This is a genomic window from Mycobacterium sp. IDUB_39 (assembly GCF_055419205.1).
Window position 1 is genome coordinate 1,015,047 of sequence record NZ_JBVAXF010000001.1, and the last position, 25,267, is coordinate 1,040,313.

25 protein-coding genes are annotated in these 25,267 nt (G+C 64.6%); 12 read left to right on the forward strand and 13 right to left on the reverse strand.

The annotated features are described in order from the left end of the window. Positions 1 to 6 precede the first annotated feature (6 nt). Entirely contained in the window at positions 7 to 1,149 is a 1,143-nt protein-coding gene (locus tag ACZY0X_RS04780; RefSeq protein WP_463768443.1) for a helix-turn-helix domain-containing protein, read from the reverse strand. Between the two features lie 209 nt (positions 1,150 to 1,358). Between ACZY0X_RS04780 and hydA the strand changes: the two genes are divergently transcribed. From hydA to ACZY0X_RS04810, 6 genes are all read left to right on the forward strand, one after another. Further along, entirely contained in the window at positions 1,359 to 2,777 is a 1,419-nt protein-coding gene (hydA, locus tag ACZY0X_RS04785) for a dihydropyrimidinase (RefSeq protein ID WP_463768444.1), read from the forward strand. A gap of 73 nt (positions 2,778 to 2,850) precedes the next feature. Beyond that, positions 2,851 to 4,170, forward strand: coding sequence for a M20 family metallo-hydrolase (locus ACZY0X_RS04790; protein WP_463768445.1), 1,320 nt, complete (start codon positions 2,851 to 2,853; stop codon positions 4,168 to 4,170). 54 nt (positions 4,171 to 4,224) lie between these two features. After that, the gene (locus ACZY0X_RS04795) at positions 4,225 to 5,013 is read left to right on the forward strand and encodes an SDR family NAD(P)-dependent oxidoreductase (RefSeq protein ID WP_463768446.1); all 789 of its coding nucleotides are present in this window, start codon (positions 4,225 to 4,227) and stop codon (positions 5,011 to 5,013) included. A gap of 25 nt (positions 5,014 to 5,038) precedes the next feature. Continuing rightward, positions 5,039 to 5,758: a maleate cis-trans isomerase family protein gene (locus ACZY0X_RS04800; RefSeq protein WP_463768448.1), complete on the forward strand. Its 720-nt coding sequence runs from the start codon at positions 5,039 to 5,041 to the stop codon at positions 5,756 to 5,758. Between the two features lie 3 nt (positions 5,759 to 5,761). Then, the gene (locus ACZY0X_RS04805) at positions 5,762 to 6,901 is read left to right on the forward strand and encodes a PucR family transcriptional regulator (protein ID WP_463768450.1); all 1,140 of its coding nucleotides are present in this window, start codon (positions 5,762 to 5,764) and stop codon (positions 6,899 to 6,901) included. A gap of 143 nt (positions 6,902 to 7,044) precedes the next feature. Then, positions 7,045 to 8,430 (forward strand): MFS transporter, encoded by a 1,386-nt coding sequence (locus ACZY0X_RS04810; RefSeq protein WP_463768451.1) that lies wholly within the window; start codon positions 7,045 to 7,047, stop codon positions 8,428 to 8,430. 73 nt (positions 8,431 to 8,503) lie between these two features. Here the strand turns inward: ACZY0X_RS04810 and ACZY0X_RS04815 are convergent, their stop codons facing one another. Next, complete coding sequence (locus ACZY0X_RS04815; protein WP_463768452.1) at positions 8,504 to 8,992, reverse strand: hypothetical protein; 489 nt, start codon at positions 8,990 to 8,992, stop codon at positions 8,504 to 8,506. 189 nt (positions 8,993 to 9,181) lie between these two features. On the opposite strand from ACZY0X_RS04815, the gene ACZY0X_RS04820 reads away from it, so the two are divergent. Beyond that, on the forward strand, positions 9,182 to 10,015 hold the full coding sequence (locus ACZY0X_RS04820; RefSeq protein ID WP_463768774.1) for a class I SAM-dependent methyltransferase: 834 nt from the start codon (positions 9,182 to 9,184) through the stop codon (positions 10,013 to 10,015). A gap of 14 nt (positions 10,016 to 10,029) precedes the next feature. Here the strand turns inward: ACZY0X_RS04820 and ACZY0X_RS04825 are convergent, their stop codons facing one another. Then, on the reverse strand, positions 10,030 to 11,004 hold the full coding sequence (locus tag ACZY0X_RS04825) for an SDR family NAD(P)-dependent oxidoreductase (protein WP_463768453.1): 975 nt from the start codon (positions 11,002 to 11,004) through the stop codon (positions 10,030 to 10,032). Positions 11,005 to 11,226: 222 nt separating this feature from the next. Between ACZY0X_RS04825 and ACZY0X_RS04830 the strand changes: the two genes are divergently transcribed. Next, the gene (locus ACZY0X_RS04830; protein WP_463768455.1) at positions 11,227 to 12,198 is read left to right on the forward strand and encodes a helix-turn-helix domain-containing protein; all 972 of its coding nucleotides are present in this window, start codon (positions 11,227 to 11,229) and stop codon (positions 12,196 to 12,198) included. Here ACZY0X_RS04830 and ACZY0X_RS04835 read toward each other — a convergent pair. Beyond that, entirely contained in the window at positions 12,189 to 12,947 is a 759-nt protein-coding gene (locus tag ACZY0X_RS04835) for an SDR family oxidoreductase (protein ID WP_463768457.1), read from the reverse strand. The genes ACZY0X_RS04830 and ACZY0X_RS04835 overlap by 10 nt on opposite strands. A 184-nt stretch (positions 12,948 to 13,131) precedes the next feature. Here ACZY0X_RS04835 and ACZY0X_RS04840 point away from each other — a divergent pair, with 184 nt between their 5' ends. The 3 genes from ACZY0X_RS04840 to ACZY0X_RS04850 are packed head-to-tail and all read left to right on the forward strand — an operon-like array spanning position 13,132 to position 15,073. Next, positions 13,132 to 13,560, forward strand: a complete 429-nt coding sequence (locus ACZY0X_RS04840) for a cupin domain-containing protein (RefSeq protein WP_463768458.1) — start codon at positions 13,132 to 13,134, stop codon at positions 13,558 to 13,560. A 15-nt stretch (positions 13,561 to 13,575) separates the two neighbouring features. After that, entirely contained in the window at positions 13,576 to 14,466 is an 891-nt protein-coding gene (locus ACZY0X_RS04845) for a hypothetical protein (protein ID WP_463768460.1), read from the forward strand. 7 nt (positions 14,467 to 14,473) lie between these two features. Beyond that, positions 14,474 to 15,073: a class I SAM-dependent methyltransferase gene (locus ACZY0X_RS04850; RefSeq protein WP_463768775.1), complete on the forward strand. Its 600-nt coding sequence runs from the start codon at positions 14,474 to 14,476 to the stop codon at positions 15,071 to 15,073. 18 nt (positions 15,074 to 15,091) lie between these two features. Here ACZY0X_RS04850 and ACZY0X_RS04855 read toward each other — a convergent pair whose 3' ends face one another. From ACZY0X_RS04855 to ACZY0X_RS04895, 9 genes are all read right to left on the reverse strand, one after another. Further along, positions 15,092 to 15,478 carry a limonene-1,2-epoxide hydrolase family protein gene (locus ACZY0X_RS04855; RefSeq protein WP_463768461.1) on the reverse strand — a complete coding sequence of 129 codons (387 nt, stop codon included), beginning with the start codon at positions 15,476 to 15,478 and terminating at the stop codon, positions 15,092 to 15,094. Positions 15,479 to 15,541: 63 nt separating this feature from the next. Next, entirely contained in the window at positions 15,542 to 16,750 is a 1,209-nt protein-coding gene (locus ACZY0X_RS04860) for a cytochrome P450 (protein WP_463768462.1), read from the reverse strand. A 41-nt stretch (positions 16,751 to 16,791) separates the two neighbouring features. Then, entirely contained in the window at positions 16,792 to 17,544 is a 753-nt protein-coding gene (locus ACZY0X_RS04865; RefSeq protein WP_463768463.1) for an SDR family oxidoreductase, read from the reverse strand. 32 nt (positions 17,545 to 17,576) lie between these two features. Further along, on the reverse strand, positions 17,577 to 18,881 hold the full coding sequence (locus tag ACZY0X_RS04870; RefSeq protein WP_463768464.1) for an amidohydrolase family protein: 1,305 nt from the start codon (positions 18,879 to 18,881) through the stop codon (positions 17,577 to 17,579). A 9-nt stretch (positions 18,882 to 18,890) separates the two neighbouring features. After that, positions 18,891 to 19,877, reverse strand: coding sequence for an enoyl-CoA hydratase/isomerase family protein (locus ACZY0X_RS04875; protein ID WP_463768465.1), 987 nt, complete (start codon positions 19,875 to 19,877; stop codon positions 18,891 to 18,893). 25 nt (positions 19,878 to 19,902) lie between these two features. Beyond that, entirely contained in the window at positions 19,903 to 21,552 is a 1,650-nt protein-coding gene (locus ACZY0X_RS04880) for a class I adenylate-forming enzyme family protein (protein WP_463768466.1), read from the reverse strand. Positions 21,553 to 21,576: 24 nt separating this feature from the next. Further along, positions 21,577 to 22,074: a VOC family protein gene (locus ACZY0X_RS04885; RefSeq protein ID WP_463768776.1), complete on the reverse strand. Its 498-nt coding sequence runs from the start codon at positions 22,072 to 22,074 to the stop codon at positions 21,577 to 21,579. Positions 22,075 to 22,106: 32 nt separating this feature from the next. Beyond that, the gene (locus ACZY0X_RS04890; protein ID WP_463768467.1) at positions 22,107 to 22,976 is read right to left on the reverse strand and encodes a phytanoyl-CoA dioxygenase family protein; all 870 of its coding nucleotides are present in this window, start codon (positions 22,974 to 22,976) and stop codon (positions 22,107 to 22,109) included. A 66-nt stretch (positions 22,977 to 23,042) separates the two neighbouring features. Beyond that, positions 23,043 to 24,452, reverse strand: a complete 1,410-nt coding sequence (locus ACZY0X_RS04895; RefSeq protein WP_463768468.1) for an amidohydrolase family protein — start codon at positions 24,450 to 24,452, stop codon at positions 23,043 to 23,045. A gap of 150 nt (positions 24,453 to 24,602) precedes the next feature. Here ACZY0X_RS04895 and ACZY0X_RS04900 point away from each other — a divergent pair, with 150 nt between their 5' ends. Continuing rightward, the gene (locus ACZY0X_RS04900; RefSeq protein WP_463768469.1) at positions 24,603 to 25,247 is read left to right on the forward strand and encodes a TetR/AcrR family transcriptional regulator; all 645 of its coding nucleotides are present in this window, start codon (positions 24,603 to 24,605) and stop codon (positions 25,245 to 25,247) included. Positions 25,248 to 25,267: the final 20 nt, after the last annotated feature.

Sequence of the window (25,267 nt, forward strand, 5' to 3'; positions counted from 1 at the left end):
TTTCGGCTAGGCCGGCAGCAGGCACAACTGAACCATCGCCAACGAGCGCGGGCTGCGCAAGGTGATGCCGGTGGCCTCCTCGAACCTGCGGATCCGGTTCATGACCGTGTTGCGGTGGCAGTAGAGCGCGGACGCTGTGTCGGCGACTGAACCAGTGTCGGCGAACACCTGGATCGTCTCGACAATCAACTCGTAGTCGTGCAGGTCGTGGAGTGGACCGAGAACGTACCCGCGCAGGTCCTCGATCACTTCCGAGAGCTGAGTTATCGACAGCTGGGCCCAGGAGCGACGCAGTGTGGTCGCCTTGGTGTCCAGATCGACAAGCATTCGGACCGTCGTCGCAGCACGATGCACCTCTGACAGCGGGACCGATCGTGGTGCGACGGCTCCTTCGAGGCCGGGTAGCAGATCCGCCACCACTGACTCATCGTCGGTCCAGCGGCCGTCCGCGGCCACCAGGATGAGAGTCACACCGCGGTTGACGTAGTCCAGCGCCGCGTGGTGTCGGCTGAGCAGACGTCGTGTGACACTGCGTCCAGCCTCCTCACCGGCAACTCCGATCACCCAGTACGTGGCCGCCTCATCGAGGCCCAGGATCTGGGTGGCACGACGAACGCTGGTCGGTGTCGGCTCTCCGGAGAACACGTCGGACAGGCTTTGCTGTTGTTCCAGCGTGCTCGTCCGTGCCATCGCCAGCCGCTGGTCCACATAGCCTCGCTGCACTCTGATCGCGAAGTCGTCGACGGCCTTCCAGAGCACGTCGACATGCAGCGTCAGCACCGTCATGTCATCGTCACCGGCCAGCCTCAGCAGGGCCGACCACGCGACGAGGAAGTCCGTGCGCACCGCCGCGGTGAGGTTCTCCAACGCGATGCCCTGGGTGGCGCGCAAGGCCCCGACCGCGGCGGGAAAGTCCGCCAGTTCGGGGGTCATCGGCCGGTCCAGGAGGGTCGCCAGAAGATAGCGGAACGCCAGTCGCGCGGCCTCGAGCAAATCCTCTTCCGCGGGCACGCTGTCATAGAACCGGGCACCCCGGTCGATCTGCACGAGGTATTCAGCGGCGAGGTCGTCGTCGGTGTCGTCGAGCTTCTCCAGCAGCCACCGCCAGCGAAGCCGGGTGTCGTCGCGGCGACCGGACAGATTGCGCATCACCCGGCAGGCTACTGCACTCCTGAACGGTGTGTAGGGCGTGCGACCGGGACCAGACCTGGGCGACGTCTGGTCACCGATGCCCAATTCGGCCCACGAAACCCGGGCGCATACCGCCCCCCGGTGTGCTCATGCACAATTTGCACGGGTCAACCGGTTGCACCGTGGCTATGGGTTCGATCACCTTGCCGCCCATACGATCAGTTGCCATGACCACGACGTACATCCGCGGCGGCACTGTCGTCTCACCCACAGGTTGCCAGGCGCTCGACGTACTCATCGACGGTGAGCGCATCGCCGCTCTGGTCGCTCCGGAGCTGGCTCCCTTCGGCGATCCCCAGCAGACATTCGATCGCGTTCTGGACGCCTCCGGCAAGTACGTCATCCCCGGCGGCGTCGACGCCCATACCCACATGGAGATGCCGTTCGGCGGCACCGTCGCCTCCGACACCTTCGAGACCGGCACCCGCGCGGCCGCACACGGCGGCACCACCACGATCATCGACTTCGCGATCCAGCGGCAAGGCGAGCGGGTTCAGGACACCTTGGCTGCCTGGCATTCGAAGGCCGCAGGCAACTGTGCCATCGACTACGGCTTTCATCAGATCTTGGGCGGCGTGGACGCCGACGCTCTCAAGGCGATGGATGAGCTGGTCGATGAGGGCGTGACGAGCTTCAAGCTCTTCATGGCTTATCCGGGGGTGTACTACTCCGACGACGGACAGATCCTGCGGGCCATGCAGCAGTGCGCCAGCAACGGCGCTTTGACGATGATGCATGCCGAGAACGGCATCGCCATCGATCAGCTGGTGGCTCAGCACATCGACCGTGGTGAGACCTCGCCGTACTACCACGGCGTATCACGGCCGTGGGAGCTGGAAGAGGAGGCCACCCACCGCGCCATCATGCTGGCGCGGGTCACCGGTGCCCCGCTGTACGTGGTGCACGTTTCGGCCAAGCAAGCGATGGAACAGATCGCCACGGCCCGCGGCACCGGGGCCAACGTCTTCGCCGAGACCTGTCCGCAGTATCTGTACCTGTCGCTGGAGGAGCAGCTGGGAGCCGCTGGGTTCGAAGGCGCCAAGTGGGTGTGTTCCACACCGTTGCGCTCCCGCGAGGAGCACCATCAGGACGAACTGTGGCGCTACATCCGCACCGGGGACGTGGCGACGGTGTCCACCGATCACTGCCCGTTCTGTTTCAAGGGGCAAAAGGACATGGGGCTTGACGACTTCTCCAAGATCCCCAACGGGATGGCCGGCGTCGAACACCGCATCGACCTGATGTACCAGGGCGTTGTCAACGGCAACATCAGCCTGCAGCGGTGGGTCGACGTCTGCGCAACCACCCCTGCGCGCATGTTCGGGCTCTATCCCCGCAAGGGCATCATCTCCCCGGGGGCCGATGCCGACGTCGTGATCTATGACCCCAACGCGCACACCTCGATTGGCTTCGAGAAGACCCACCACTCGAATGTCGATCACTCCACCTGGGAGGGCTTCGAGATCGACGGCGGCGTGCAAACCGTGCTGTCGCGCGGCAACGTCATAGTCGATCGTGGTCAATACCTCGGCCGAAAAGGCCACGGCGCCTACCTCAAACGCGGACTCTCGCAATATCTGATCTGAGCCCCGATCGACCACATCTGCACAACCTGATCCCGAGCGGGATCATGCAATCCATCATGTCTGGAGGCAAGTCATGACCGCGCGAGCCAACAAGGCCAATTTGCGCATCACCCTCGACTCGACTCGCGACCGCGAGTTCCTGGACTCGTGGGCCGAACTGGAGGTAATCGGGGCAACCCCGGCCGGCGGCGTGGAGCGACAAGCCGCCACCGCCGAAGACGGCCAGATGCGTGAGTGGTTCTCACAGTGGCTGCGCGAACGGGGATTCACCGTCGAAGTCGACAGGGTGGGAAACCTGTTTGGACTATTGGAATTTCAGGCTGGTGCAGCGTACGTTCTGGTCGGCTCACACCTCGACAGTCAACCCCGCGGCGGCCGGTTCGACGGCGCCTACGGCGTGCTGGCCGGCGCCGCCGCGGCTGACCGGATTCGCCGTCAAGTCGCCGAATCCGGTGTGACACCGCGCTACAACATCGCCGTCGTGGACTGGTTCAACGAGGAGGGCTCACGGTTCAAGCCGTCCCTGATGGGCAGCGCTGTGTTCACCGGCGCAGCAGATCTCGAGGAGACGCTCAACATCACCGATCACGATGGTGTCACCGTCCGTGAGGCTTTGACCGCCATCGACAGCATCGGTGAACGAGACGTGTTCGGAGCCGGCGAGGACGCGCGGCGGCTGGCGGCCTATGCCGAGATCCATATCGAACAGGGTCGCGAGCTGGAGAAGGACAACGTCGCCATCGGGTTGGTGGACCGCACGTGGGCCGCCAACAAGTACGAATTGAATGTCATTGGAGCCCAGGGACATACCGGGGCGACAGCGATCGACGACCGTCAGGATGCACTGCTGGGCGCGTCGCTGATCGTGGTGGCGCTGCGCGACATCGCCGACCAGTTCGGAGATGAACTGCACACCAGCTGTGGGCAGATGACCGTGTTGCCCAACTCGCCAGTGGTGGTACCGCGCGAGGTCCACATGCACCTGGACCTGCGTTCCGATAACGATGAACTGCTTGCAGCCGCCGACGCAGCGCTGCGAAAGCGTATCGCCGAGGCCGAGATCCGCGCCAAAGTCAAGGTCGAGCACCGAAAGGCCCACGTCTGGCCCGGCCACCACTATCAGCCGCAGGGGGTGGAGTTGGCGCGCACTGTTGCCGATGACCTCGGCGTGTCGAGCATGCTCGTGCAGACCCGAGCTGGCCACGACTCGACGAACATGAAGGAAATCGTCCCATCGGTGATGTTGTTCGTCCCTAGCGTGGACGGGATCTCGCACGCCGAGGCCGAATACACCGCGGACGAGGATCTGTGCACCGGCGTGGATCTTCTCACCGAGACGCTGGCCCGCATGCTCGATGGCGCGCTCGATTCGGCTACAGCCGACCGGCCTTGATCCGACGAATACCACTGAACCTCAACAAACCTCATATCTCGACAGGAGAAAACTATGGACCTCGGACTGCAGGGAATGCGGGCACTGATCTCCGGCGCCAGCGACGGCATCGGGCTGGCAACCGCTGAGTTGCTGGCTGAAGAAGGGGCCGACGTGGCCCTGGTGGCCCGCCGCGGCGATGCGCTGAAGGACGCCTGCGCCTCGATCTCGGCCAAGACCGGTGTCAAAGCTGTGTCCGTTGCCGCAGATCTGAGCGACAAGACCGTCTTCGACTCGGTGATCACCAACGTCGTCGACGAACTCGGCGGCCTGGACATCCTGATCAACAACGCCGGCGCGTCATCCTTCGGCGGCTTCGGTGATCTCACCGACGAGCAATGGGTCGCTGACATCAACCTCAAGCTGTTCGGTTTCATCCGCATGACGCGCGCGGCATTGCCGCACCTGCTCAAGAACGGCAACGGGCGCATCGTCAATGTCGCGGGCAACTCCGGTAAGCAGGCGCTGGAGTACCACATGCCGGGAGCCGCCGCCAATGCCGCGATCCTGAACTTCAGCAAGTCGCTGTCGCTGCAGGTCGGCGGTCAGGGTGTCATGATCAACACGGTGTGCCCGGGCCCGGTCCGGACCGCGCGACTGGTCAAGCAGTTCGCCGCCAACGCCAAGGACTGGGATTGCACACCCGAGGAGGCCGAAGAGCGCTACCTGGAGAACCTCCCGCTGTCCTACATCCCCAGCGCACGCGATATCGCCTACTCGGTTGTGTTCTTGGCCTCGCCGCGGGCCGCCTACCTCAACGGAACCACTATCACCAATGACGGCGGAATCACCCGTGCCGTCTGAGCATTCGCACGGCACTGGGCCGCGGGTGACACGCATCGGAATGATCGTGCCGTCGTCGAACACCTGCCTGGAGCCCACGACGTACCAGATGCTGGACGGGCGGTCCGACGTGAGTGTCCACTTCACCCGCGTCCAGGTCGGCCGGGTTGGACTCGACGGTGCCTCGGATGCCCAGTTCGACACGGCCGGAATGGAATCGGCCGCGGCCCTGCTGGCCACCGCCGACGTCGACGTGATCGCGTGGAACGGTACCGCGGGGTCGTGGCTGGGTACGGCCCATGACCGCGCGATCACCGACGCCATTACCGCTGCGACCGGCGTGCGGGCTCTCACCAGCACCCAGGCCTACATGGCAGTGTTCGGCGCGCTGGGCGTGCGCCGCCTCGGCATTGTCACCCCCTACCCCGACGATATGAACGCCAGAATCGGCGAGTGCTACGGCGAGGAGGGCATCAGCGTTACGGCAGCACACGGCTTCGGTCTCACTGAGACCACCGATATCGCCCGGATTCGACCCGAGGAGTTACTGGCACCCACGCGGCAGGTCGCACACAGCAAGCCTGACGCGATCGCCTACGTGTGCACCAATCTGCACGGCGCCAACGCAGTCGAGGCAGCCGAAGCCGAAACCACGCTGCCCGTACTGGATTCGGTGGCGGTGACCCTCGCGGCGTGCCTAGCGACGGTGGGGGCCGATCCCTTGAACCCCCGATGGGGGTCTCATCTTGCGGGGCCGTTGGGTTGACGAGTGCAACACTTGCCGGAACTTGACGAATCCCACCGGCGGTGGCAGATCCTCCTTGAGAAACTCGCCGTCATTGACGAACAACTCGCGGCCGAGTATCTCGAGCGCATCGAGGGTGGTGCACGCTACTACGACAGCGTTCCTGATCCGAACGACCTGAAAGACAGTGCTCGAGACGCATTTCGGTACCTTCTCGGACGCCTCCTGAAGAGACCCCTTTCGGACGAGCTCATCGCGTTCCCGACAGCGGTCGGGGCTCTACGCGCGCGTCAGGGTATTGCGTTGGAGAATCTGAGCGCCGCGGTCCGAAGCGACTTCCTGGTCGCATGGTCGGCGTTGCTACGCATGGCCGATGACACCGATATGCGCGTACTCGCCATGCACGTCGGTCAACTCTGGAAAGTGGTCGACGACTTCGCCGGCGCGGTCCAACAGGGCTACCTGGATCAGCGGCTGCAAATTGCGCGCAACAACATCATCGAACAGCAGCAGAGCCTGTCCGACTTGCTGTCCGACGAGCCGAGCCCCACCACGGTGCGTCGCGCGGCTGAGGTCCTGGGTCTCGACGAGACGGCCGCCTACTGGGTCGTGGGGCTCGCCGCCGAGGGAGTCCCCTCGACGGCGATCCCACGACTCGTTGGTGTCGACGTTGCGGCATTGCATCACACGAGTACGGGAGTCACGCTGATCCTGCTGCCCGCACACCGCCGCTGGCCCGATGACGAGACCTTGGCAGCCGACGTTCTGTCTGGAGTTATCGGAGCAGTGGCGCCACGAACTGTTCAGCTACAGAATGTCTTCCGGTCAGCATCGACTGTCCGGATGCTCACCCAGCTGGGTGTCGAGGCGACGACTCTTCGCCGTTCTTGGTCGAAGTTGTCGATTTCACAACTGTGCACGGTGATCGACGACCTTCGCAGTTACGTGGATACACCTCTGGCGGCGATGAACGATCGCGCCCTCGTCGTCGAGACCATACTGGCATTCGCCGAGAGCGGGTCGGTCTCGACCACGGCCGCCAAGCTGTACTGCCACCGCAACACAGTGCTCAATCGACTCCGGAAGTTCGAGGAGGCCACCGGGATCAGTCTTCGGACACCTCGGTCGCACGCCATGGTGCAACTGTGTCTGCTGCGGCCATGAGTTGGTCGCTCGCACGGAGCAAACCTGCCTCGATTGTGCAGGCGCACACTGTGCGAGCTGGATCACGTTGCACCAGGACTATGGGTACAGCCACATCGCGGCTCTAGCATTTTCGCTATGACCGGCAACTATCAGAGGACTACATGAGCCAATCAGTTCCTGCCGCAGCCACTGACACTGCGAGCGCGAAATCGCGTCGTCGGAGAACGATCGTCGCGAGCATGGTCGGCACCACCATCGAGTGGTACGACTTCAACATCTACGGCGCAGTCGCCGCCCTGGTGTTCAGCAAGATCTTCTTTCCCGACGTAGATCCGGCGGCAGGAACACTGTTGGCGCTCGCCACATTCGGAGTCGGGTTCGCTGCCCGCCCCATTGGTGGAATCATCTTCGGGCACATCGGTGACCGGGTTGGGCGCAAGGCAGCCCTGATTGCGACCATCATGATGATGGGCCTCGCAACAGTGGCCATTGGGCTGCTGCCCACCTACGACTCCATCGGCATCCTGGCGCCCATCCTGTTGGTGGTGTGTCGCCTGTTCCAAGGCATCGGCCTGGGCGGTGAATGGGGCGGTGCAGTGCTGATGGTGGTGGAGCAGGACGAATCCTCGGATAGTCGGGGACGTGCCGGCAGCTGGATGCAGTCCGCCTCACCAATGGGCTTCCTCTTGGCCACGGCCACTCTGGCGGCAGTGAGCGGGCTCATGACCGACGAACAGTTCTTGGCCTGGGGCTGGCGCATCCCGTTCCTGCTCAGTGCGCCACTGGTGTTGGTAGGCCTACTGATTCGAGTGAAGATCATCGAGTCCACCGTCTTCACTCGGAATCAGCAGAACCTCAAGGAGAAGGACACCAAGGCCCCGATCCTGCAGGTGCTGCGCCACGCACCGAAGATGATCCTGCTGGTCGTGTTTCTCGGGCTTGGCCAACAGGTCGCCTACTTCGTGATCAATGTGTTCTCGTTGTCCTACATAACACAGCACACCGATATCTCGAAGGCCACGGTGCTCAACGCCGTCGCCGTTGGCGCTGTCGCGCAGCTCTTGTCGATTCTGTACTTCGGACGACTCAGCGATCGGGTGGGACGGCGTATTCCATTCCTCATCGGCGGCGTCGGGATGGCGGTGTGGGCTTTCGCGGTGTATCCGCTGATGGGTACCGGCAACTTCGCACTCATGGCGCTCTCGGTATCGGTCGCGATGGTGTTCCAGGGCGCAATGTACGGCGTCCTCGCGGCCTTCATCGCCGAGCTGTTCGACACCAGTTACCGTTACACCGGCGTCTCGCTGGGTTACATGCTCATCGGCGTCATCGGTGGAGGATTCGCGCCGTTGATCGCCTCGGCGCTGCTGGACGCCACCGGCTCGGTGACCTCGGTCGCGATATACATCTCGGCATCATCGGTGCTGACGCTGATCGCCGTGTACTTCGCGCCGGAGACCTCGAAGCGCAATCTCAACAACATCCTCGACAACGGCACCACCGATCCCGCTCCTCGGCACGGCGAGAGTGTGGCGCACACCGGGTAGGGACCCAGCCGATTGCAGCCCTCATCTGCCCGTTGTCTGGCCAGCCATGGTCAGGCAACGGGCACATGTGTGACTACGAGCCCCCGCCCTCTTCTGCAGGTAGCGGCGGCGGCAGCGGCGTGGTCGGCGCGGACTTGGTCGACGGCGTACTCGTCGCGCCTGCCCCGTGGAAGTCGATCCACGGTTCCTCCCTGATCACCTTCTCGCCCGCGCTGATGATCAACGACTTCGCCGCCACCGTGTACTCGACACCGTTGTTCTCGGCGATGAACGCGCCATCGTCGGATCGAGTGGCGGACAGAATCAGCTTGGCGCCGTCACGGAGCCGCACGCCCCGGTACTGGTACTCACCTTCGGAGGACTTGCAGACCGCGACGCGCGAGTCGGCGGTGCTACCGAACTCCACCACGGTGTTCGGCTCGGCGCACCGTGCGGTGGAGTCGACGTAGCCCAATTCGTCGGTGGCTGGTGCGGCCGCGGCCGACGGCACCCCGATCGTGAGAAGCGCCGCGCACGCCGCAACCGAAGCACACAGGCGAGGGGACATTCCGAAGGAAGGCATCAAAGACACCTGACCACGTTCGTCATATCTACGCGACCGTTGATGCTGAAATTCGTCTGATTCGTTGCCTGCCCGACACACGGACGGCCGCGCCAAGGCCGTCGACACCGCCCCCAAAAGTCGTTTGAGATATGTCTGATCAAACCAATACCCTGCAATCAGAATGCACTCCGATCGAACGGGATGACGATGCACGAGACGGAGGCAATTGCCGCCAACCGGGCCAATTGGGACGACCGCGCCGATGCTCACGCGCGTTCCGAGATGTACGACGTTGCAGGATTTTTGGCCGATCCCGCAGATATCTCCACCGTGGTGCAGAACGACCTGTCGGTCCTAGCTCCCCATCTGCCAGAGGCCGGTGTCCGGGATCGCTCGCTACTGCACCTGCAGTGCCACATCGGGACCGACACCATCTCCTGGGCACGGCTCGGGGCGGTCGACGTACATGGGCTCGATTTGTCGCCCAACTCTCTGCGCCACGCGGCCCGCATCGCCGGGGCCGACTCGCGCGACATCACCTGGGTGGAGGGCGATGCCCGGTTCGCGTCGACGCTGATCGATCGCCACTTCGACATCGTCGTCACCAGCGCCGGAACCATTGTGTGGCTACCGGAACTCGGCGATTGGGCGCAGTCGATCCACGATCTTCTGGAGCCAGGCGGGGTGTTCCTGATCCGCGACGATCACCCCATCCTCGGCGCGATGGATTTCGAACCGTGGGATATCACCGATGACTACCTCAGCGGTGGCGGCGTCCGCAGCTACGAGGACTCGGGCAGCTACACCGACAACTCGGCCGGACAGATTGTGCATACCGCCAATCACGAGTGGCGCCATGACCTGGGCGAGGTCGTCGGTTCACTCCTGCAGGCCGGTCTCGAGATCGTGGCTCTGCGGGAACTGCCCTACATGGACTGGCGCGCCTTCCCCGAATTGGTCTCGTGTGCGCAGGGATGGGCACTGCCGCCCGGTTCACCGAGCATTCCGCTGAACTTCGCGATCGTCGCCCGACGTCGGTAGGGATCGGACGGGGACTAGTCGGTTTCCTGGAGGCCGGCGTCGATCATGGCCTGCATCTGGTCGCGGCCGACCGGGCCGAGGGCACCGCCAAGCGCCTCGGCGAGGATCTCGAAGGTGTCGGGATATGACAGCCCCGCGATCCGATCGGCAAGTTCGTCGACTGTCCACTGCTCGGCATCCTTGGTCACACTGCCCCCATGTGACCACCCGTGGCCGACAGTCACCGCAGGCCCGCGCACGGCCAGTACCTGGCCCGTGAGCGCGCAGCGCGTGCTGGCCAGGTATGCGGCCACAGGTGCGACCACAGCAGGCGAGTAGGGGTCGTATTCTCCGGCCGGCGGGAGATCCTGAATACCCGGCACCGGCAGCGTCATCCGCGTCCGAATCATCGATGGTGCAAGGCAATTCACCCGAACACCCAAGGATCCCAATTCCAGCGCCTGCACGATAGTCATCGCCGCGACCCCGGCATTGGCCGCGGCGTAGTTCGACTGGCCTGGCAGCGGGTTGAACAACCCCGACCCAGACACCGTGTTCACGATCGCTCGATCGACGTGCGTGTCACGGCGGTGTTGGTGACGCCAGTATCGGGCCGCGGCGGCGCTGACGTTGAAGGTTCCCTTCAGTTTGACGTCGCACACGGTGTCGAAGTCCTCGGAGGTCATGAAATAGATCGCTCGATTGCGTTCAATCGCGGCATTGTTCACCACGACGTGCAGGTCGCCGAAGGCCTGCACAGCGGTGTCGACCATGCGCTGGGCGCCCGACGGTTCGGTGACGGAGTCGGTGTTGGCGACTGCCTCGCCGCCATTGGCGCGAATCTCGTCGACGACGGCGGCGGCAACATCGCGGTCACCGCCCGTGCCGTCGAGGTCTACGCCCACATCGTTGACGACGACTCGGGCACCTTGGGCGGCGAAGAACAGGGCTTCAGGGCGATGGCCCCGAACAAGTGCAAGCGGCCATGTCGCGCGCCTTGGACATCGCACTGCACCGCCACGCGCGCGGCTGAAGCCGGGGGCGGCGTAATGCCGTGTGACAGACCGTTTGCCGCGTGCACCCCCGCGGCGAGGGATACCAGTTGGCGAAACGCGGGGTGGCGACGCGTCCGCGCCCAGATCGAGGGTCGTTGATACAACATCCCTCGATCGTGGCCGGGACGTGACAAAAGCGGTAGTGGCCCCAGTGACACTCTTCGATAAGATAGTGACATGCACTCGGTGGCGATCCTGGCCTACGACGGGATGTCCGGATTCGAGTCCGGCCTGGCTGCGGAGATCTTCGGGATCACCGAACTCTCCCCCATGTTCTCCTCAGGCATCTCGCGCCCCTGGTACTCGGTCAAGCTGTGCGCCGAGACACCCGAGGTTCGGATGCTGGGCGGCGCGACCGTGCATACCCCCTACGGGCTGGCTGATCTAGCGGAAGCCGACACGGTGATCATCCCGAGCGTGCGCGATGTCAACGAGCCGACATCGCCGGGACTCATCGAGGCGATCCGGACGGCACACGCGCGACAGTCGCGGCTGGTGTCCATCTGCTCGGGTGCGTTCGCGCTGGCCGCCGCCGGACTCCTCGATGGCCGGTCTGCCACGACGCACTGGGTCTACGTGGATCTGCTCCAAGCGCGCTATCCCGACGTCAACGTCGATCCCACTCCGCTCTACATCGATGGCGGAGACGTGCTCACCAGCGCGGGATGCGCTGCGGGTCTGGATCTGTGCCTGCACATCGTGCGTACCGACCATGGCGCGCGTATCGCGAACGACGTGGCACGGAGGCTGGTGATCTCGCCGCACCGCGCCGGTGGGCAGGCCCAGTACATCGAGACACCAGTACCCGAGCCCACGACGGACGGCGCTATCGCGGCAGGCATGGAGTGGGCGCTGGCGAACCTCGACGCGCCGATCACTCTCGACGACATGGCCAGGAAGTCCCTGATGTCCCGCCGTACCTATCTACGGCAGTTCGCCGATGCCACCGGAACCACGCCGATCAAATGGCTTATCGGGCAACGCATCCAGGCCAGCATGGAACTTCTCGAGTCCTCCACGCTGTCGATCGAGCAGATCGCCACGCGAGTCGGCTTCGAGTCCCCGGTGACGTATCGACATCACTTCGTCCGCAGGTGCAAGACCACACCCACCGAGTACCGCAGCTGCTTCGCGGGCGGTCACGCCTGAGCGACTGACGAATCCCAGTCCTCGAGCCGGGTGTCGAAGATCGTCGCATCCTCACGTGGAGTGAGGCTGTGCTCGCTGATCTCGGCGCCGAAGTACCGGGCGCTCGGATCCGCCAGCACCGTCCGGGGATCGTTGCGCGACGCCAGGGTCGTGCGGACCAGTTCATCGAGGCGGAACCGCTGGGGCCCGGCGACCTCGGTGATGCGATTCAGCGGGGTGTTGACCGCCGTGATCGCCACGGCCTCGGCGACGTCGGCCGCCGCCATCGGCTGGATGTAGACGGGCGCCAACCGCAAGGTGTCACCGTCTGTGGCCTCGTCGGTGATACCCCAAAGGAACTCGAAGAACTGCGTCGCATGAACAATCGAGTACGGGACGCGCGCCTTCGCGATCAGCGCCTCCTGGGCCAGCTTCGCGCGGAAGTAGCCGCTTCCCGCCGCAGCGAGGTCCTCGGTGCCCACGACCGATAGCGCGACGTGATGTCCGACCCCGGCCGCGGCCTCCGCGGCAAGTAGGTTGGCCGTCGAGGTCTGGAAGAACTGCAGCGCCGCATCGCCTTCCAGCGACGGCGAATTCGAGACATCCACCACCACCGCGGCGTTGCTCAGGGCCTCGGCGAGCCCCTCGCCGGTCAGGGTGTTCACACCGGTGTTCGGTGCTGCCGCGATGGCATCGTGTCCGTGCTCATCAAGAAGAGCCACGAGCTTGGATCCCACGAGTCCCGTACCTCCGATGACAACGATCTTCACAGCCAGCCCCTCAATGATTGCGCCGCACGGCCTCCGTGGCCGTCCAGTCACGAGCAAGGACCGCACAGAATCCCAATTCGTGACAATCCCATCGGAATTGACCGCAGGTGTCACAAAACGCGGATCCGTCTTGTCCTACTGGAGAGGAGCGCGAATAGCGATAGCCCGCACCGAAGGAGCCGACATGCCCGACAACACACAACCAGGCAGCAGCACCTGGGAGTCAGCGTTCACCGTCGTACAGGAGGTGATGCCGCCCCTCATCCCCCAAGGCGCCCACGCGATGACCGTCGTCCTCGAGTATGGCCCCGGTGATCCGGGCGCCCCGCCGCACCGCCATCCGGGCGGCCCGGCCTTTGGCTACGTGGTGGAGGGCGAGATGTTGTTCGAACTGGAGGGCGAGGCGCCTCGCGTCGTCAAAGCCGGAGAGGCCTTCTGGGAACCGGGCGGCGACGTCATCCACTACTCGGACGGCAACGCCCGCGACGACGTCAAGGTCCGTTTCGTCGTCACGATGTTGTGTGACCCGGGTCAGCCCATGCTCACGCTTGTCGACGACGACGAACTCGAGGCACGTCGAGACCGTCGCGTGCCAGCATCGAACGCCCAGTAGTCGAGGAACGTGGCGATGTCGAAGATTCTGTTGCAGACCACGATTCACAAGAGTCCCGACGATTGGGACATCAGCCGCTTCTCCCTGCTTGCCGGCGAGTTGCGGGCCAGGGGGCACGACGTGACCGCCCGCAACCGGGAGGACGTCGACCAGGATCCGATCTTGATTCGCATCGACGAACTCGACTTTGATCAGCTGTGGTTGATGGCGGTTGACTGTGGTGACGGGCTCACCGCCGCCGAGGCAGATGCCATCACACGGTTCCGCGAGAAGGGCGGCGGCGTGCTGACCGCCCGCGATCACCAGGACCTGGGCTGCTGCCTGGTCCGGCTCGGCTCACTGGGCGCGGTCAACCAGTTCCATGACGAGAGCGTGGATCCGGCGACTATGTGCGATGACCAGGACACCCCGGAGATTTCATGGCCGAACTACCACTCGGGGGCCAACGGCGACTACCAGCCGGTGCTGATCAGCGGGTCGGCTCACCCACTGCTGCGGACCACCCGGACGCCGAGCGGTCGAATCGAGTGGTTCCCAGCACATCCGCACGAGGGTTTGGTGTCGCCGGATGGCCCATTCGCCACGGCCCTCGCCCAGGGCCGAAGCACCGCCACCGGCAGGCACTTCAACCTCGCGGTGCTGCTGGACGGTGAAACCGGACCGGATGGCAGACCGATGGGCCGCGCGCTCGCCGCATCGACGTTTCACCACTTTGCCGACTACAACTGGGATCTGACCTCCGGCGCCCCCTCGTTCGTCACCGAACCACCGGGCACGCAGATCCAGGAGGACCCGATCCACCTCGACGTCTTCAAGGACTACGTCGGCAACATCGTGGACTGGCTGCATCCGACGGATGGCCATCGCGCGTCGTCCTCGGTGACGGGAATGCGCGCTACCGTGTGAGAGGAGCATCGGCCAGCCCCAGCCCGAACTGGCCGCGCTCATCGCCGACGGCAGGGTGCGCAGCGCGGTTCTCGACGCCGGCTGCGGACACGCCGAACTCTCACTTGAGCTGGCCAGCCAGGGCTATCAGGTGGTCGGGCTGGACTTCAGCCCGACCGCGGTGGCAGCGGCCGCGGCGGCCGCCGCCGAGCGAGGCCTTACCTCGGCGAGCTTCGCGCAAGCCGACATCGCCGACTTCGGCGGATATGACGACAGGTTCTCCACGGTCATCGACAGCGGGCTGTTTCATTCGTTGCCCGTCGAGCGTCGAGCGGACTACCTGCGGTGCATAGCGCGGGCCGCCGCTCCTGGCGCAGCGCTCTACATCTTGTCCTTCAACTCCGAGGTCGGCGGTGATGGACAGCAACGCGGGCCCCGCGGCGTCTCCGAAGACGAGTTCCGCGAGGCGGTGGGCGCCCACTGGGTGGTGGACGACGTGCGTCCCGCCGTCCTGTACGGCAACGCCACCGCTGTCCCCGAGGGGACGGACGCGCCGAACATGACGCGTTTCGTCGACGGGGATCACCTGAGGATGCCGGGATTCCTGCTCAGCGCCCACAAGCGCTAGAGGTGTGCCGGAAGGAGATCAGGCCTCTTTCGGCGGATAGTAATACTCACGCCAGGCGGTGATCTTCTCGTCTTGGACCTCGTACGCACCCATGACGGGCCAGCTCTTCTGTTTTCCGTCCACGATCCAATGATCGAAACGCTCCATCAGCACGACATCCCCGTCGACGGCGAGATACCGGACCTCCAGGTCCACGCACTTCCCGCCAGCGAAGAACACCTTCATCATCTCGTGGATCGCCTCACGCCCAACCAGTTTCGGCCAATCAGGACCGATGTCGAAGGTCGCCTCCTCGGCGAAGTGACTGATGATCTCGTCGACATCGTTGTGGCCCCATGCGGCGATCTCGGCGCGCACGATCTGTTCAGCGGTCATTGTCTTCCCGTCAGCCTGCGATGACACCATATTTGCTCTCCTTCGATGAAGCGTGAGTGGGACCCGAGTTGCTGTGCTGCGTCGCTGATCTGGTCATGACACCACCAGCGGTAGGTGCTCCCAGCCACGGACGGTGGACGTGGGAGACAGACTTGCGGCCGCGAGGTCGACATCCCATTCCGGGAAGCGGGTCAGCATCTCCTCGAGTGCGATTCGGCCCTCGAGTCGGGTCAGCGCCGCACCCAGGCAGAAGTGCGCGCCCACCCCGAAGGTCAGCGGCGAGGGGACCTTGCGATGGATGTCGAAGCGGTCGGGGTCGCTGTAGACGCGGTCGTCCCGATTGGCCGCGCCTGCGACGAAGAGAATGGCGCTGCCGGCCGGCACGATCTGCTCGTGGAACTCCGCGTCGACCGCGACGTAGCGCCCGATGTGTGGAGCTGGCGTCTCGTACCGCAGAATCTCCTCGACGGCGTTCGGGATCAGGGAGTGGTCCGCTGCGAGTTCACGACGCTGGTCGGGGTGTTCAGCCAGTACCTTCGCCGTCCAGCCGATCAGCCGGGTGGTGGTTTCGTTGCCGGCGCCGGCGACCACCTGGACATAGGCGAGGATCTCGTCGCGGGTCAGTCGCCGGCGGGTGCCCGTCTCGTCGGTGAACTCGAGGTGCAGCAACTCGCTCATGATGTCATCGGACGGGTTGTCCACCCGCCAGTCGAGGTACTCGGCGAACACTCCGCCCCGAACCAGGGTGTCCTGCTTGAACTTCATGGCCTTGCCGGGCGTCACCCGCAGGTTCGCATCGCTGCGGTCGCGGATCTGCTCTTGATCCTGCTCCGGGATGCCCAGCAGCATGCCGATGACGCGCATGGGCATCTGGGCAGCGAACTCGGCGATCAGGTCAAACCGATCGGTGCCGATCAGCGGGTCCAGGCAGGCCGCGGAGAACGCTCGGATCTTCGGTTCCAGCGAGGCCACCGTCTTCGGTGTGAACATCTTCGACACCAGCTTGCGGTGGATGGTGTGTGTCGGCGCATCCTCGTAGATGACCAGCCCGGGTGGCATCTCGATACCTGACTTGATTAGCTCGAGGATGTTGCCGCGGCTCGACTTGAACGTGTCGCGATCGGACAGGCCCTTGGCCACGTCTTCGTGGCGGCTGACCGCGTAGAAGTCGTGTCGCTCGTTGTAGTACAGCGGCGCCTCGTCCCGGAGCCGCCGGAAAGTCGGGTAGGGGTCCCGGTTGATGTCCAGGTCGTACGGGTCGTAGTACACATCGCTGGCGGGCACTACCTGCTGAGTGGACACTTGTCCGCCTCCTTCACTGAGTTCTGCAGGGTCTGATCGGGTCACGCCCCCATACCGCCGTCGACTGCGATCGCCTGGCCCGTCAGAAAGCCTGGGGCGTCATCACAGAGCCACAAGGCGATGTCGGCGATCTCAGATGCCTCGGCGAGACGGCCGATGGGCGCTGCCGAGAGCAGATTCGCGATGATCTCAGGGGACATCGACTGGCGGAACATCGGTGTGTCGACGGTGCCGGGGCAGACAGCGTTGATTCGCAGCCCCTGGCTCGCATACTCGCGTGCGGCGACCCTGGTCAGCCCGACGACACCGTGTTTGGCCGCCGTGTAGGCCGGAACGGTCGGCGCGGCCCGCAATCCCGCGACAGAGGCACAGTTGACGATCGCGCCGCCGCCCGCAGCGATGATCGCGGGGATTTGATATCGCATGCACGACCACGTCCCGGTCAGGTCGACTGCGATCACCCGGTTCCAGTTCTCCATGGTGCACTCGGCCGTCGGTTTGCCGTGCTCACCGTCGACACCCGCGGAGTTGAACGCGCAGTCCAGGCGACCGTACGTTGCCACGGTGTGCGCCACCGCATCGGCGACGGTTGCGTCATCGGTCACATCACAGGGAACGAAAGTGCATGTGCCAAAGGAACTCAGTTCCGCCTCAGCCTTGGCGCCGGCCTCCTCGTCGACGTCGGCGAGTGCCACTGCATAACCACGCCGTGCGAACGCCTCGGCGGCGGCGCGTCCGATCCCCGAACCCGCGCCGGTGACGAAGACGACCTTTTGATACTGCGCTGTGGGCACTGTTCCTCATTCCTGGAGGTGACGCGTCGCTGCTATCGGCTCAGCACGCTGCTGAGTTCGGCATGCTGTCTCTCGACCGTGTTGTCGCCCAACCGATCGATCACCAGCACCCCGTCTCGGACGACGGCCCGCAGAGCTTCGCCGGGACGCGCGAGCAATGAGAGGTCCGCTACCGGATCGCCGTCGACGATGATCAGATCCGCCAGGGCACCGGGTTCGACCACCCCGACCCGTGCGGGCGGATCCACCAGCAGTTCACCGGCATTGGCGGTGCCCCAACTGAGCACCTCTACCGGCGAGAGACCGTCGATCTGGCCGTAGTAAGCGAATTCGCGTCCGTAGTTCCCGACCTGATGGTCCAGCGGGTCGTCGTCCAAGATGTCGCGAAACACCCCGCTGTAATCGTCGCCGATCAGGATGCGCACCCCGGCGGCCTGCGCCGCCGGAAGCATGGTGCGGACGTGTTCGTACTGCTCCCGTCGCACACCCATGCTCTCGCCATAGCCGAGCTCGAGCACGCTCCGGAGGAAGATGAGGCTCGGCACCCAGAAGGTTCCGGCCTCAACCATGGCGGCAATGACTTCGTCGTCGACCTCATCACCATGGTCGACGACATCGAGACCGAGTTCGATGCACTCCATGATCATCGCCTTGTCCGCAACGTGGGCGCGGACCTTAGCGCCCCGCTCGTGTGCGGTGCTGATGATCGCGGCGATCTCGGCGCGAGACATGTTGCGCGTCGTCCGATTCGGCTGACCGTGGCCGGCACTGGCGAAGATCTTGATGGTGTCGGCGCCGCGGTTGATCTCCTGACGGACTAGCGCGCGCAGGGCATCCGGCCCGTCAGCGCAGACATCGGTTCCCGGGGTCTCATACGCCTTCCACCAGCGACCGCCGTTGTTCATGTCGCCGGTGGTGCCGAGGTGATGCCCGCACGCACGGATACGGGGTCCCGGGATGATGTCCTCCTCGATGGCCATCTTCAGTTGCGCATCAATGTCATTGGAGCACGACGCGCCCGAGAAGCCGGTGAACCCGCTCTCCAGCAGCACCCGGCAGGTGCGGACGCCGATCGCCATCAGGACACCCGGTGGGCGTTCCTTGCCCAGCCGGTCGCTGTCGGCGATGTTGAACTTGTAGAAGTCCGAATGCAGATGACTACTTATCAGCCCGGGCATGAGCGTCATACCGCCGGCGTCGATGACCTCGCTCGGTAGCGCCGGCGATGTGTCGTCGACCGCCGCGATCGTGTTCCCGTCGAGCGTGACGCTGTGTCTGCCGGGCAACAGTTGTCGGCCGTCGAAGACCTTGGCGTTGGTGATCACCAGCATCGTCATGACCTCCGACTAGTTCGCGGCCCGTCCCCGCCGGCTCAGTCGCCAGTCGGGGGGAAATTGCCCGTCGTTGTCCTTGACGGTGTCGGTCAGGTTGTCCAGGGTGTCCTCGTCAAGTTCCATGCCCCGGGCATCGGGGTCGGGTCGAAGCTGGTCGAGGGTTGACTCCAGCAGTCCCGCGACGATGCTGCCCATGTACTCACCTTGATGCTGTTTGTAGATCTCGAAGAAGGTCTTCTGGGCGAACACGGTGTCAGTGGGCCGACTTCGTGAACAGGCCAGCGCGTACTTGTCCGTCATCGCCTCGAGTTCATCGAAGGGCACCACGGCGTTGACGAAGTTGCACTCATACATCTCCTTGGCGGTGAACGGCCGGCCGGTGAACACCATCTCCATGAACTTGCGCGCGCCCATCGTGTTGCACCACTGCCATTGCCGCGCAGCGAAACCCGCGTAGCGCCACGCCGCGTGACCGAACAGCGAGTCCTCGGAGGCCACGACGATGTCGGCATCGGCGGCCTGATAGAAGTGCCAGCCATAGCAGTAGCCGCGCACCTCCAGAATGCTGATCTTCTTGAAATCCTGCAGGCTGCGCATCCCGGCGCTCGGGTCGGTGTAGAACTGCACAGTAGACGCGCGACGGCGGTACGTGCCCACCGGCGGGTAGGTGACGTCGGCGTCATCGGGCACGCGCACAGCATGATTCATGCTGCCCTCACCGCGACCCGCCATGGTGTCGAGGAGTTCGGCCAGATCGGCGCCGCTGCCCAAGTTCGGACCGTTGGCCCGGATCACCAGCACCTTCACGTCGTCGTCGATGCTGGCGTAGTGCACCAGATCGGCGTAGCGGTGTTGGGCATCTATGGTCATCGCATTGAGCTCGTCGGCGCGATCGAGTGTGATCGTCGCGATCTTGGTCTTGGGGTCCTTCTCGTAGAGCACGATCTCCTCCGCCGAGGGGCGGTGGTCGTGCTCTGCGCGCTGCGCCTGTTCGGTCATGTGCCGAGCTCCTTGTCGGTGTTGCTCAACGTGTGCCAATGCCAATCGGTTTCAGCTCCGGCGTCAGGTGTGCCGTGACCATCTCGGTCAGTTCGAACAGTCGGACCTTGCCGGTCGGCGTCCTCGGAATGTGGTCATGGGTGATGAAGACGATCCGGCGGGGCACCTTAAAGCTGGACAGTGTCTCGCGCAGCGCCGTCCGCAGGCCGGCCTCGGTGGGGTTGCGCCCCGGCGCAGGTACGACGGCGGCCGCGACGAGTTCACCCATCTCGGCGTCCGGCAGGCCGGTGACGAGCGCGAGTTCCACCTCGGGAAGTGCGTTGAGTGCTGCCTCAACCTCCAGGCGAGACACGTTGGCGGAGTTGGTCTTGATCATGTCGCTGATCCGGCCGACGAAGAACGCGTAGCCATCCGAATCGATGCGCACCAGATCCTTGGTTGGCAAGAAGCCGTCCGCGGTGAACACCTCGTGCCGGCGCACCTTGTAGAGGCCTGTCATCAACGCCCCACCCCGCAGTTGCAGCTCGCCGAGCTCACCGGCGGCCACCTCGATGCCGGTCTCCGGATCGACCACCCGGCGCTCGATGCCGTTCACGGCACGACCGGCGGCGCCTGCCTTCGACTCGGGTAGCCGCCGGGTCACCGGCTCGGCGCTGTGTGGTGCGAAGCTCTCCGACATCCCGAGCATCCGGGTCTGCAGGTGCCGCGGGATGGACTCGCCGTTCTCGTCGCGCGTCGGGCCGGTGGTGATCTTGATGTCCTCGAGGCTGACGCCGCGAGCCTCGGCGGCCGCCTGCAGCCTTGCCAGCATGTGCCAGATGACGATGTTGGTGATGCCGTGCCGCTCGATGGTATCGAGCACGACTTCGACGTCGGGACTGGTCGGATACACCAATGTGCTTCCGGTGCTGAGCACCTGCAGCGCCGCCGATATGCCGCCCATCCAGAAGGCCGGTAGCAGGGACAGGGTCCGATCACCCGGCTGCACGTCGAAGTAGGTCGCCAGCACCGGGGGCTGGCGGGCGACCGCCCACTGGCCGTGCACGACGGCCTTGGGTGCGGCCGTGCTGCCCGAGGTGTACACCACGAACGCGTCGTCACCGGGCACCACCTCGTCCTCGACGGCGGCCAGCAGCGCGGTATCCGGTGCGTCGGGGTCGTCGGCGCGCGCCAGCAGGTCCACTGTCGAGCGCGCCCAGGGCAGACCGGAGCAGTCGTCGAGCCACACCGACCGCAGATGGGGCGCCGCGGGCAGGCGCAACGCCGCCGGGTTGGCGCTGCCAAGGCCCGGCAGTGCTGCCTCGATGTTCCGTCCGAAATCACGGCCCAGGAAGCGACGCTGACCGATCAGGATCTGCGCATCACTGTTGCGCACGATGTGCGTCAATTCGGCAGGCGTGGTCAGGGTGCTGATCGGGGTGACAAGCGCACCGATGCGCAGCGCTGCGTAGAACGTGGCGAGCAGCAGCGCGCTGTCCGGAGCCAGAATGGCGATCCGGCTACCCTTTCCCGCACCGATCGCCAGGAGAGCGCGCGCCGTTCGGGCCGAGTGCTGGTCGAGTTCCCGGTAGGTGAGTGTCTCACCGGCGTGGACGAGCGCGTCGTGGTCGGGGCGAGCGGCGACGATCTCGGCCAGGAGCCTCGGAAACGTCGAAGCCGGTTTAGTGTCGTCCATGTCGTCCATCAAGACGGCTTCCCCTCAGAACCGCGTGATGGACTCGGCGCCGTCCCACGACGCTGCGGCGGCGTGCATAGCGGCGAATCCCGCCTCGCGCGCCGGGCTCGGTTCGAGCAACTCGACCATGAAACCGAGCGTGGGCGTGGTGTCGACCCAACAGGTGCGACTGTTGCCGATGCGACCCTCGAACGCGAGATCCGCTCCCCCATCGACGTAGGCGTCGCGCTCGGACTCGTAGTCGGCACAGACCAGCGCCATGTGGTGCAGGCCCGACTGTCCCGTGTCGAAGACGTCGCGGAACACGCCCGGCTGGTCGTTGTCCTGGCAGACCAGCTCGATCTGCAGATCTCCCGCATAGGCGATGGCGGCCGCGACCGCCGGGAACTCGGCGGGCACCCCTCGATGTCGGCCGTCCACGCAGTCCACGCCGTCGAACCAGAAGAAGGGCCCGACACCCGCGCTGCGGGACCAGGACTCGATGGCGATACGAAGGTCGGGAACCACCCAGCACACCTGCATGAAGTTCCGGTTGGGGAATCGCAACCCTTTCGTCAAGGAAGTGGCCCCGCGCCGATCAGGGGGAAGCGCTCGTCGTTAAGCGCCGCCCACGGCGCCATCTCGGTGGTGTCGAAGTTCGGGCACGGCGATCCGTTCCAGCAGACGTCTTCGGGCTGAACGACCAGCAGATAACCCCAGCGCGGTCGGTCCATCATGTTCGCACCGGCGCCGTGGATGGTGAGATGCGTGTGCACCGTGACGTCACCCAGCTCGTAGGTCATCTGCTCGCTGGTCTGCAGCTCACGCAGCTCCGGAAACACGCCGAGAGCATCGCTGCCACCGTAGGTGGTGTAGTCGCCGAGGACACCGAGGCGGTGCGACCCGCTGACGAACGACATCGTCCCGGCCTCTGGACCGTACGGCTCCAACGGTATCCAGAACGTCATACCGCCAGTCCGGTCGACCGCGAACGTTATGTAGTCCTGGTGGAACGCGGTGGCACCGTTGCCGCCGTGCCGAGAGGACTTGTTGGACGGCAGTTTTGGTACGAAGAAGTCGTTGTAGTACCTGGTTCCGACAGGTGTTCCACCATTGGTGCGCCGGTTGAGCAGCTTCGTCGCACTCTTGCCGATCTCGTCGATCAGCGGCCGCAGCACCGGACTGGACAGGCCACCACTTCGCTCGGCATTGAAGTACGCGAGCGCTCCCTTGGCCTCACCGCCGGCTGCGGCAGTCATGCCTGCCTTCAATGGATTGCTGTCCGCGTCCTCACCCATCTTGGCCTGGGCCACTTCCAGCATTCTGTCCAGCACATCGGGGTCGACGAAGCGCCGCAACTTGACCCAGCCGTGCTCGTGGAGATGTTCGACCTCCTCGGCGGTGACCAGGCGACATGGCGTCTTCAGACCGGTGGCATCATCCATGGTGGACGGTGATCTCCTCGCAGACAGGGTGTTTCACAGATTGTTCCGATCCGAGCCGGCGTTGGGTCAGACGAAGATGCCGGGCCCGGTACGGAAGGCGTAGAGACCGACCACGGCGTCCTCGGGCAGTGCGTAGGGCGTGGCGACCTCGGCGACGGTGGGGCCGATCCGATCGGCGATAGTGGTCAACTTGTCGCGGTCGAGGCCATACAGGTCGATGGCGGTCTCGCCAAGGAACTTCTGGGTGTACTTCGTGTCGATGTCGGAGAAGGTGAACCGCATCGCCTCGCGCGTGTCCGGGAAGGTTCCCTCGGCATGCGGGTAGTCATCGCCCCACATGACATTGTCGATCAGATCGTGTTCGACGGACACTTTGGCCTCACTGTTGGACATGAAACTCGCCCCGATGTAACAGTTCTGACGGAAGTACTCCGACGGCGGCTTGGGCAGCTTGGCGCGAATGGCGGCACCCGTGGGACCGTGATAGAGCCCGTCCATATCGGCCATGGCGGCCGGCGCCCAGTCCACCCACTGCTCGGTGAGTACCAGCTTGAGGTTCGGATAGCGCTCGAAGACGCCGCTGAAGATCATCACCCATAGTCCGCGGCGGGTGCGGAACGGCGTCTCCATCATGTACATCATCTGTGCGCCCTGCCCCTCGTAGGGGTAGTGCTCACCGCCGCCACCATGCGTGTTGACAGACATTCCAGTCTCGTTGCAGGCCGCCCAAAGCGGCTCCCACGCAGGGTCGTTGAGCATTGGGAAGTCACCACGCGGCGCGGGCAGATTGATCCCCTTCAGGCCAGCCTCAGCCGCCCACTCGACCTCCTCGGCGCACGCGCTCAAGTCGGAGATCGGGATGTGCGCGATACCGGCGTGCCGCTCCGGGGCCAGCGACACGAAGTCCGCCAGCCACCGGTTGTAGATGCGGACCCCGACCCGTTCGAGATAGTCATATGCGGTGTCGCCCCAGCTGATCAGCCCGGTGGTCGAGAACGGGATCGACTGGCCGTTGAGGCCACCGTGGAAGATGACGTCCGCTGCCACACCCTGCTCGTCCATATCGGCGATACGGGCGTCATGGTCCTGCAGTCCCGGCGCCAGGCTGTGCTCGTAACTGCGTTGCAGGAACCGCGCACCGACCTGATCCGCATTGCGAATACCTGCCTGCTTGCCGAACTTCTCCGCCTCGGCCTCTCCGAGCTTCTTGGCTTGGGCCTTACCCCGCTCAGCTTGGGACTTGCCCAGTGACCAGCTCTGTCTCTCACCGGATTTGGCCTCCGATGACCGCCAGCTCAACAGCCCCTGGCTTTCCATTTCCGCCACGAAGCGATCGAAGTCGTCGAGGTATTTGGCGTCGCAGTACGGGCGCAGCTGGTCCTTCACGGACGGGCCGACGTGGCTGTCGATCGACATCACAACGTAGCGCTGATCATCGGCTTCCCTGCCGACGGAGCCGGACTGGACTTGCGACATCTCTTCCCCTTGATCTCACGCTTCGGGAGGTTCGTTGCAGAAATGTTAAACACGTTCAACCCATTTTTGCAACAGTGTTGTACTTTTGCTCCGATGTGGCAAAACCAGCCCGAAGGCAACGCAGTAAGCCCATTGACTAGGGTTTTCGCCATGGGATCTCGGGTCCAGGAGCGGACGAGTCGACATGTGCTCGACGCTGCGCGGACCTTCATCGAGGCTCACGGCGTGGAGCAGCTCTCCATGCGTCGACTAGCCAGCGAGGCGGGAGTCAGCGTCCGCACGCTCTACAACCACTTCGGCGACAAGGACGGCCTGCTCACCGCGCTGGTCCAACGTTCACTGGACTCCATCGACGTGGCCGTTCACCACCTGACCGCCACCGATCCGATCGAACGGATCTGGGAGGCAATCGCCGTCTCGATCGACAAGACCGTGGCCGAGGTACCCAAGGCCGTGGTGCGAGCCGTCGTCATGGACGACCGCCTGGTCGACCTGGTGAATGTCCGCTGGACGGGGTGGGACCTGATCGTCGCCGAGATCGGCGCCGCAACCAAGGCGGGCGCGCTCCGCGCCGACATCGAACCGGCTCTACTGGCCGAACATGCGGCGATGGTGTTGTTTCACCTGCAGCGTCGGTGGACAGGCGGCGATCTCGACGACGCCGAACTACGCGCCGGCGCGTTGCACGCCTTCGACATCTGCCTGCTCGCCGTGGCGAAACCGAAGGCGCGGGCGCGGATCCTCGAGCACGCCCAATCGCTCAGCGCCGAACGCCCGCGGCTCGCCGGGCCATAATCGCCTGCGCTGAATCACCT

Excerpts from the sequence above, each read along its gene's own strand:
- ACZY0X_RS04855 (WP_463768461.1), bottom strand. The coding sequence starts at position 15,478 with ATGGTGTCATCGCAGGCTGACGGGAAGACAATGACCGCTGAACAGATC.
- ACZY0X_RS04885 (WP_463768776.1), bottom strand. The coding sequence starts at position 22,074 with ATGCAGGTGTGCTGGGTGGTTCCCGACCTTCGTATCGCCATCGAGTCC.
- ACZY0X_RS04900 (WP_463768469.1), top strand. The coding sequence starts at position 24,603 with ATGGGATCTCGGGTCCAGGAGCGGACGAGTCGACATGTGCTCGACGCT.
- ACZY0X_RS04895 (WP_463768468.1), bottom strand. The coding sequence starts at position 24,452 with ATGTCGCAAGTCCAGTCCGGCTCCGTCGGCAGGGAAGCCGATGATCAG.
- ACZY0X_RS04830 (WP_463768455.1), top strand. The coding sequence starts at position 11,227 with ATGCACTCGGTGGCGATCCTGGCCTACGACGGGATGTCCGGATTCGAG.
- hydA (WP_463768444.1), top strand. The coding sequence starts at position 1,359 with ATGACCACGACGTACATCCGCGGCGGCACTGTCGTCTCACCCACAGGT.
- ACZY0X_RS04840 (WP_463768458.1), top strand. The coding sequence starts at position 13,132 with ATGCCCGACAACACACAACCAGGCAGCAGCACCTGGGAGTCAGCGTTC.
- ACZY0X_RS04810 (WP_463768451.1), top strand. The coding sequence starts at position 7,045 with ATGAGCCAATCAGTTCCTGCCGCAGCCACTGACACTGCGAGCGCGAAA.
- ACZY0X_RS04845 (WP_463768460.1), top strand. The coding sequence starts at position 13,576 with ATGTCGAAGATTCTGTTGCAGACCACGATTCACAAGAGTCCCGACGAT.
- ACZY0X_RS04815 (WP_463768452.1), bottom strand. The coding sequence starts at position 8,992 with ATGCCTTCCTTCGGAATGTCCCCTCGCCTGTGTGCTTCGGTTGCGGCG.
- ACZY0X_RS04875 (WP_463768465.1), bottom strand. The coding sequence starts at position 19,877 with ATGACCGAACAGGCGCAGCGCGCAGAGCACGACCACCGCCCCTCGGCG.
- ACZY0X_RS04780 (WP_463768443.1), bottom strand. The coding sequence starts at position 1,149 with ATGCGCAATCTGTCCGGTCGCCGCGACGACACCCGGCTTCGCTGGCGG.
- ACZY0X_RS04890 (WP_463768467.1), bottom strand. The coding sequence starts at position 22,976 with ATGGATGATGCCACCGGTCTGAAGACGCCATGTCGCCTGGTCACCGCC.
- ACZY0X_RS04870 (WP_463768464.1), bottom strand. The coding sequence starts at position 18,881 with ATGACGATGCTGGTGATCACCAACGCCAAGGTCTTCGACGGCCGACAA.
- ACZY0X_RS04820 (WP_463768774.1), top strand. The coding sequence starts at position 9,182 with ATGCACGAGACGGAGGCAATTGCCGCCAACCGGGCCAATTGGGACGAC.
- ACZY0X_RS04795 (WP_463768446.1), top strand. The coding sequence starts at position 4,225 with ATGGACCTCGGACTGCAGGGAATGCGGGCACTGATCTCCGGCGCCAGC.
- ACZY0X_RS04790 (WP_463768445.1), top strand. The coding sequence starts at position 2,851 with ATGACCGCGCGAGCCAACAAGGCCAATTTGCGCATCACCCTCGACTCG.
- ACZY0X_RS04880 (WP_463768466.1), bottom strand. The coding sequence starts at position 21,552 with ATGGACGACACTAAACCGGCTTCGACGTTTCCGAGGCTCCTGGCCGAG.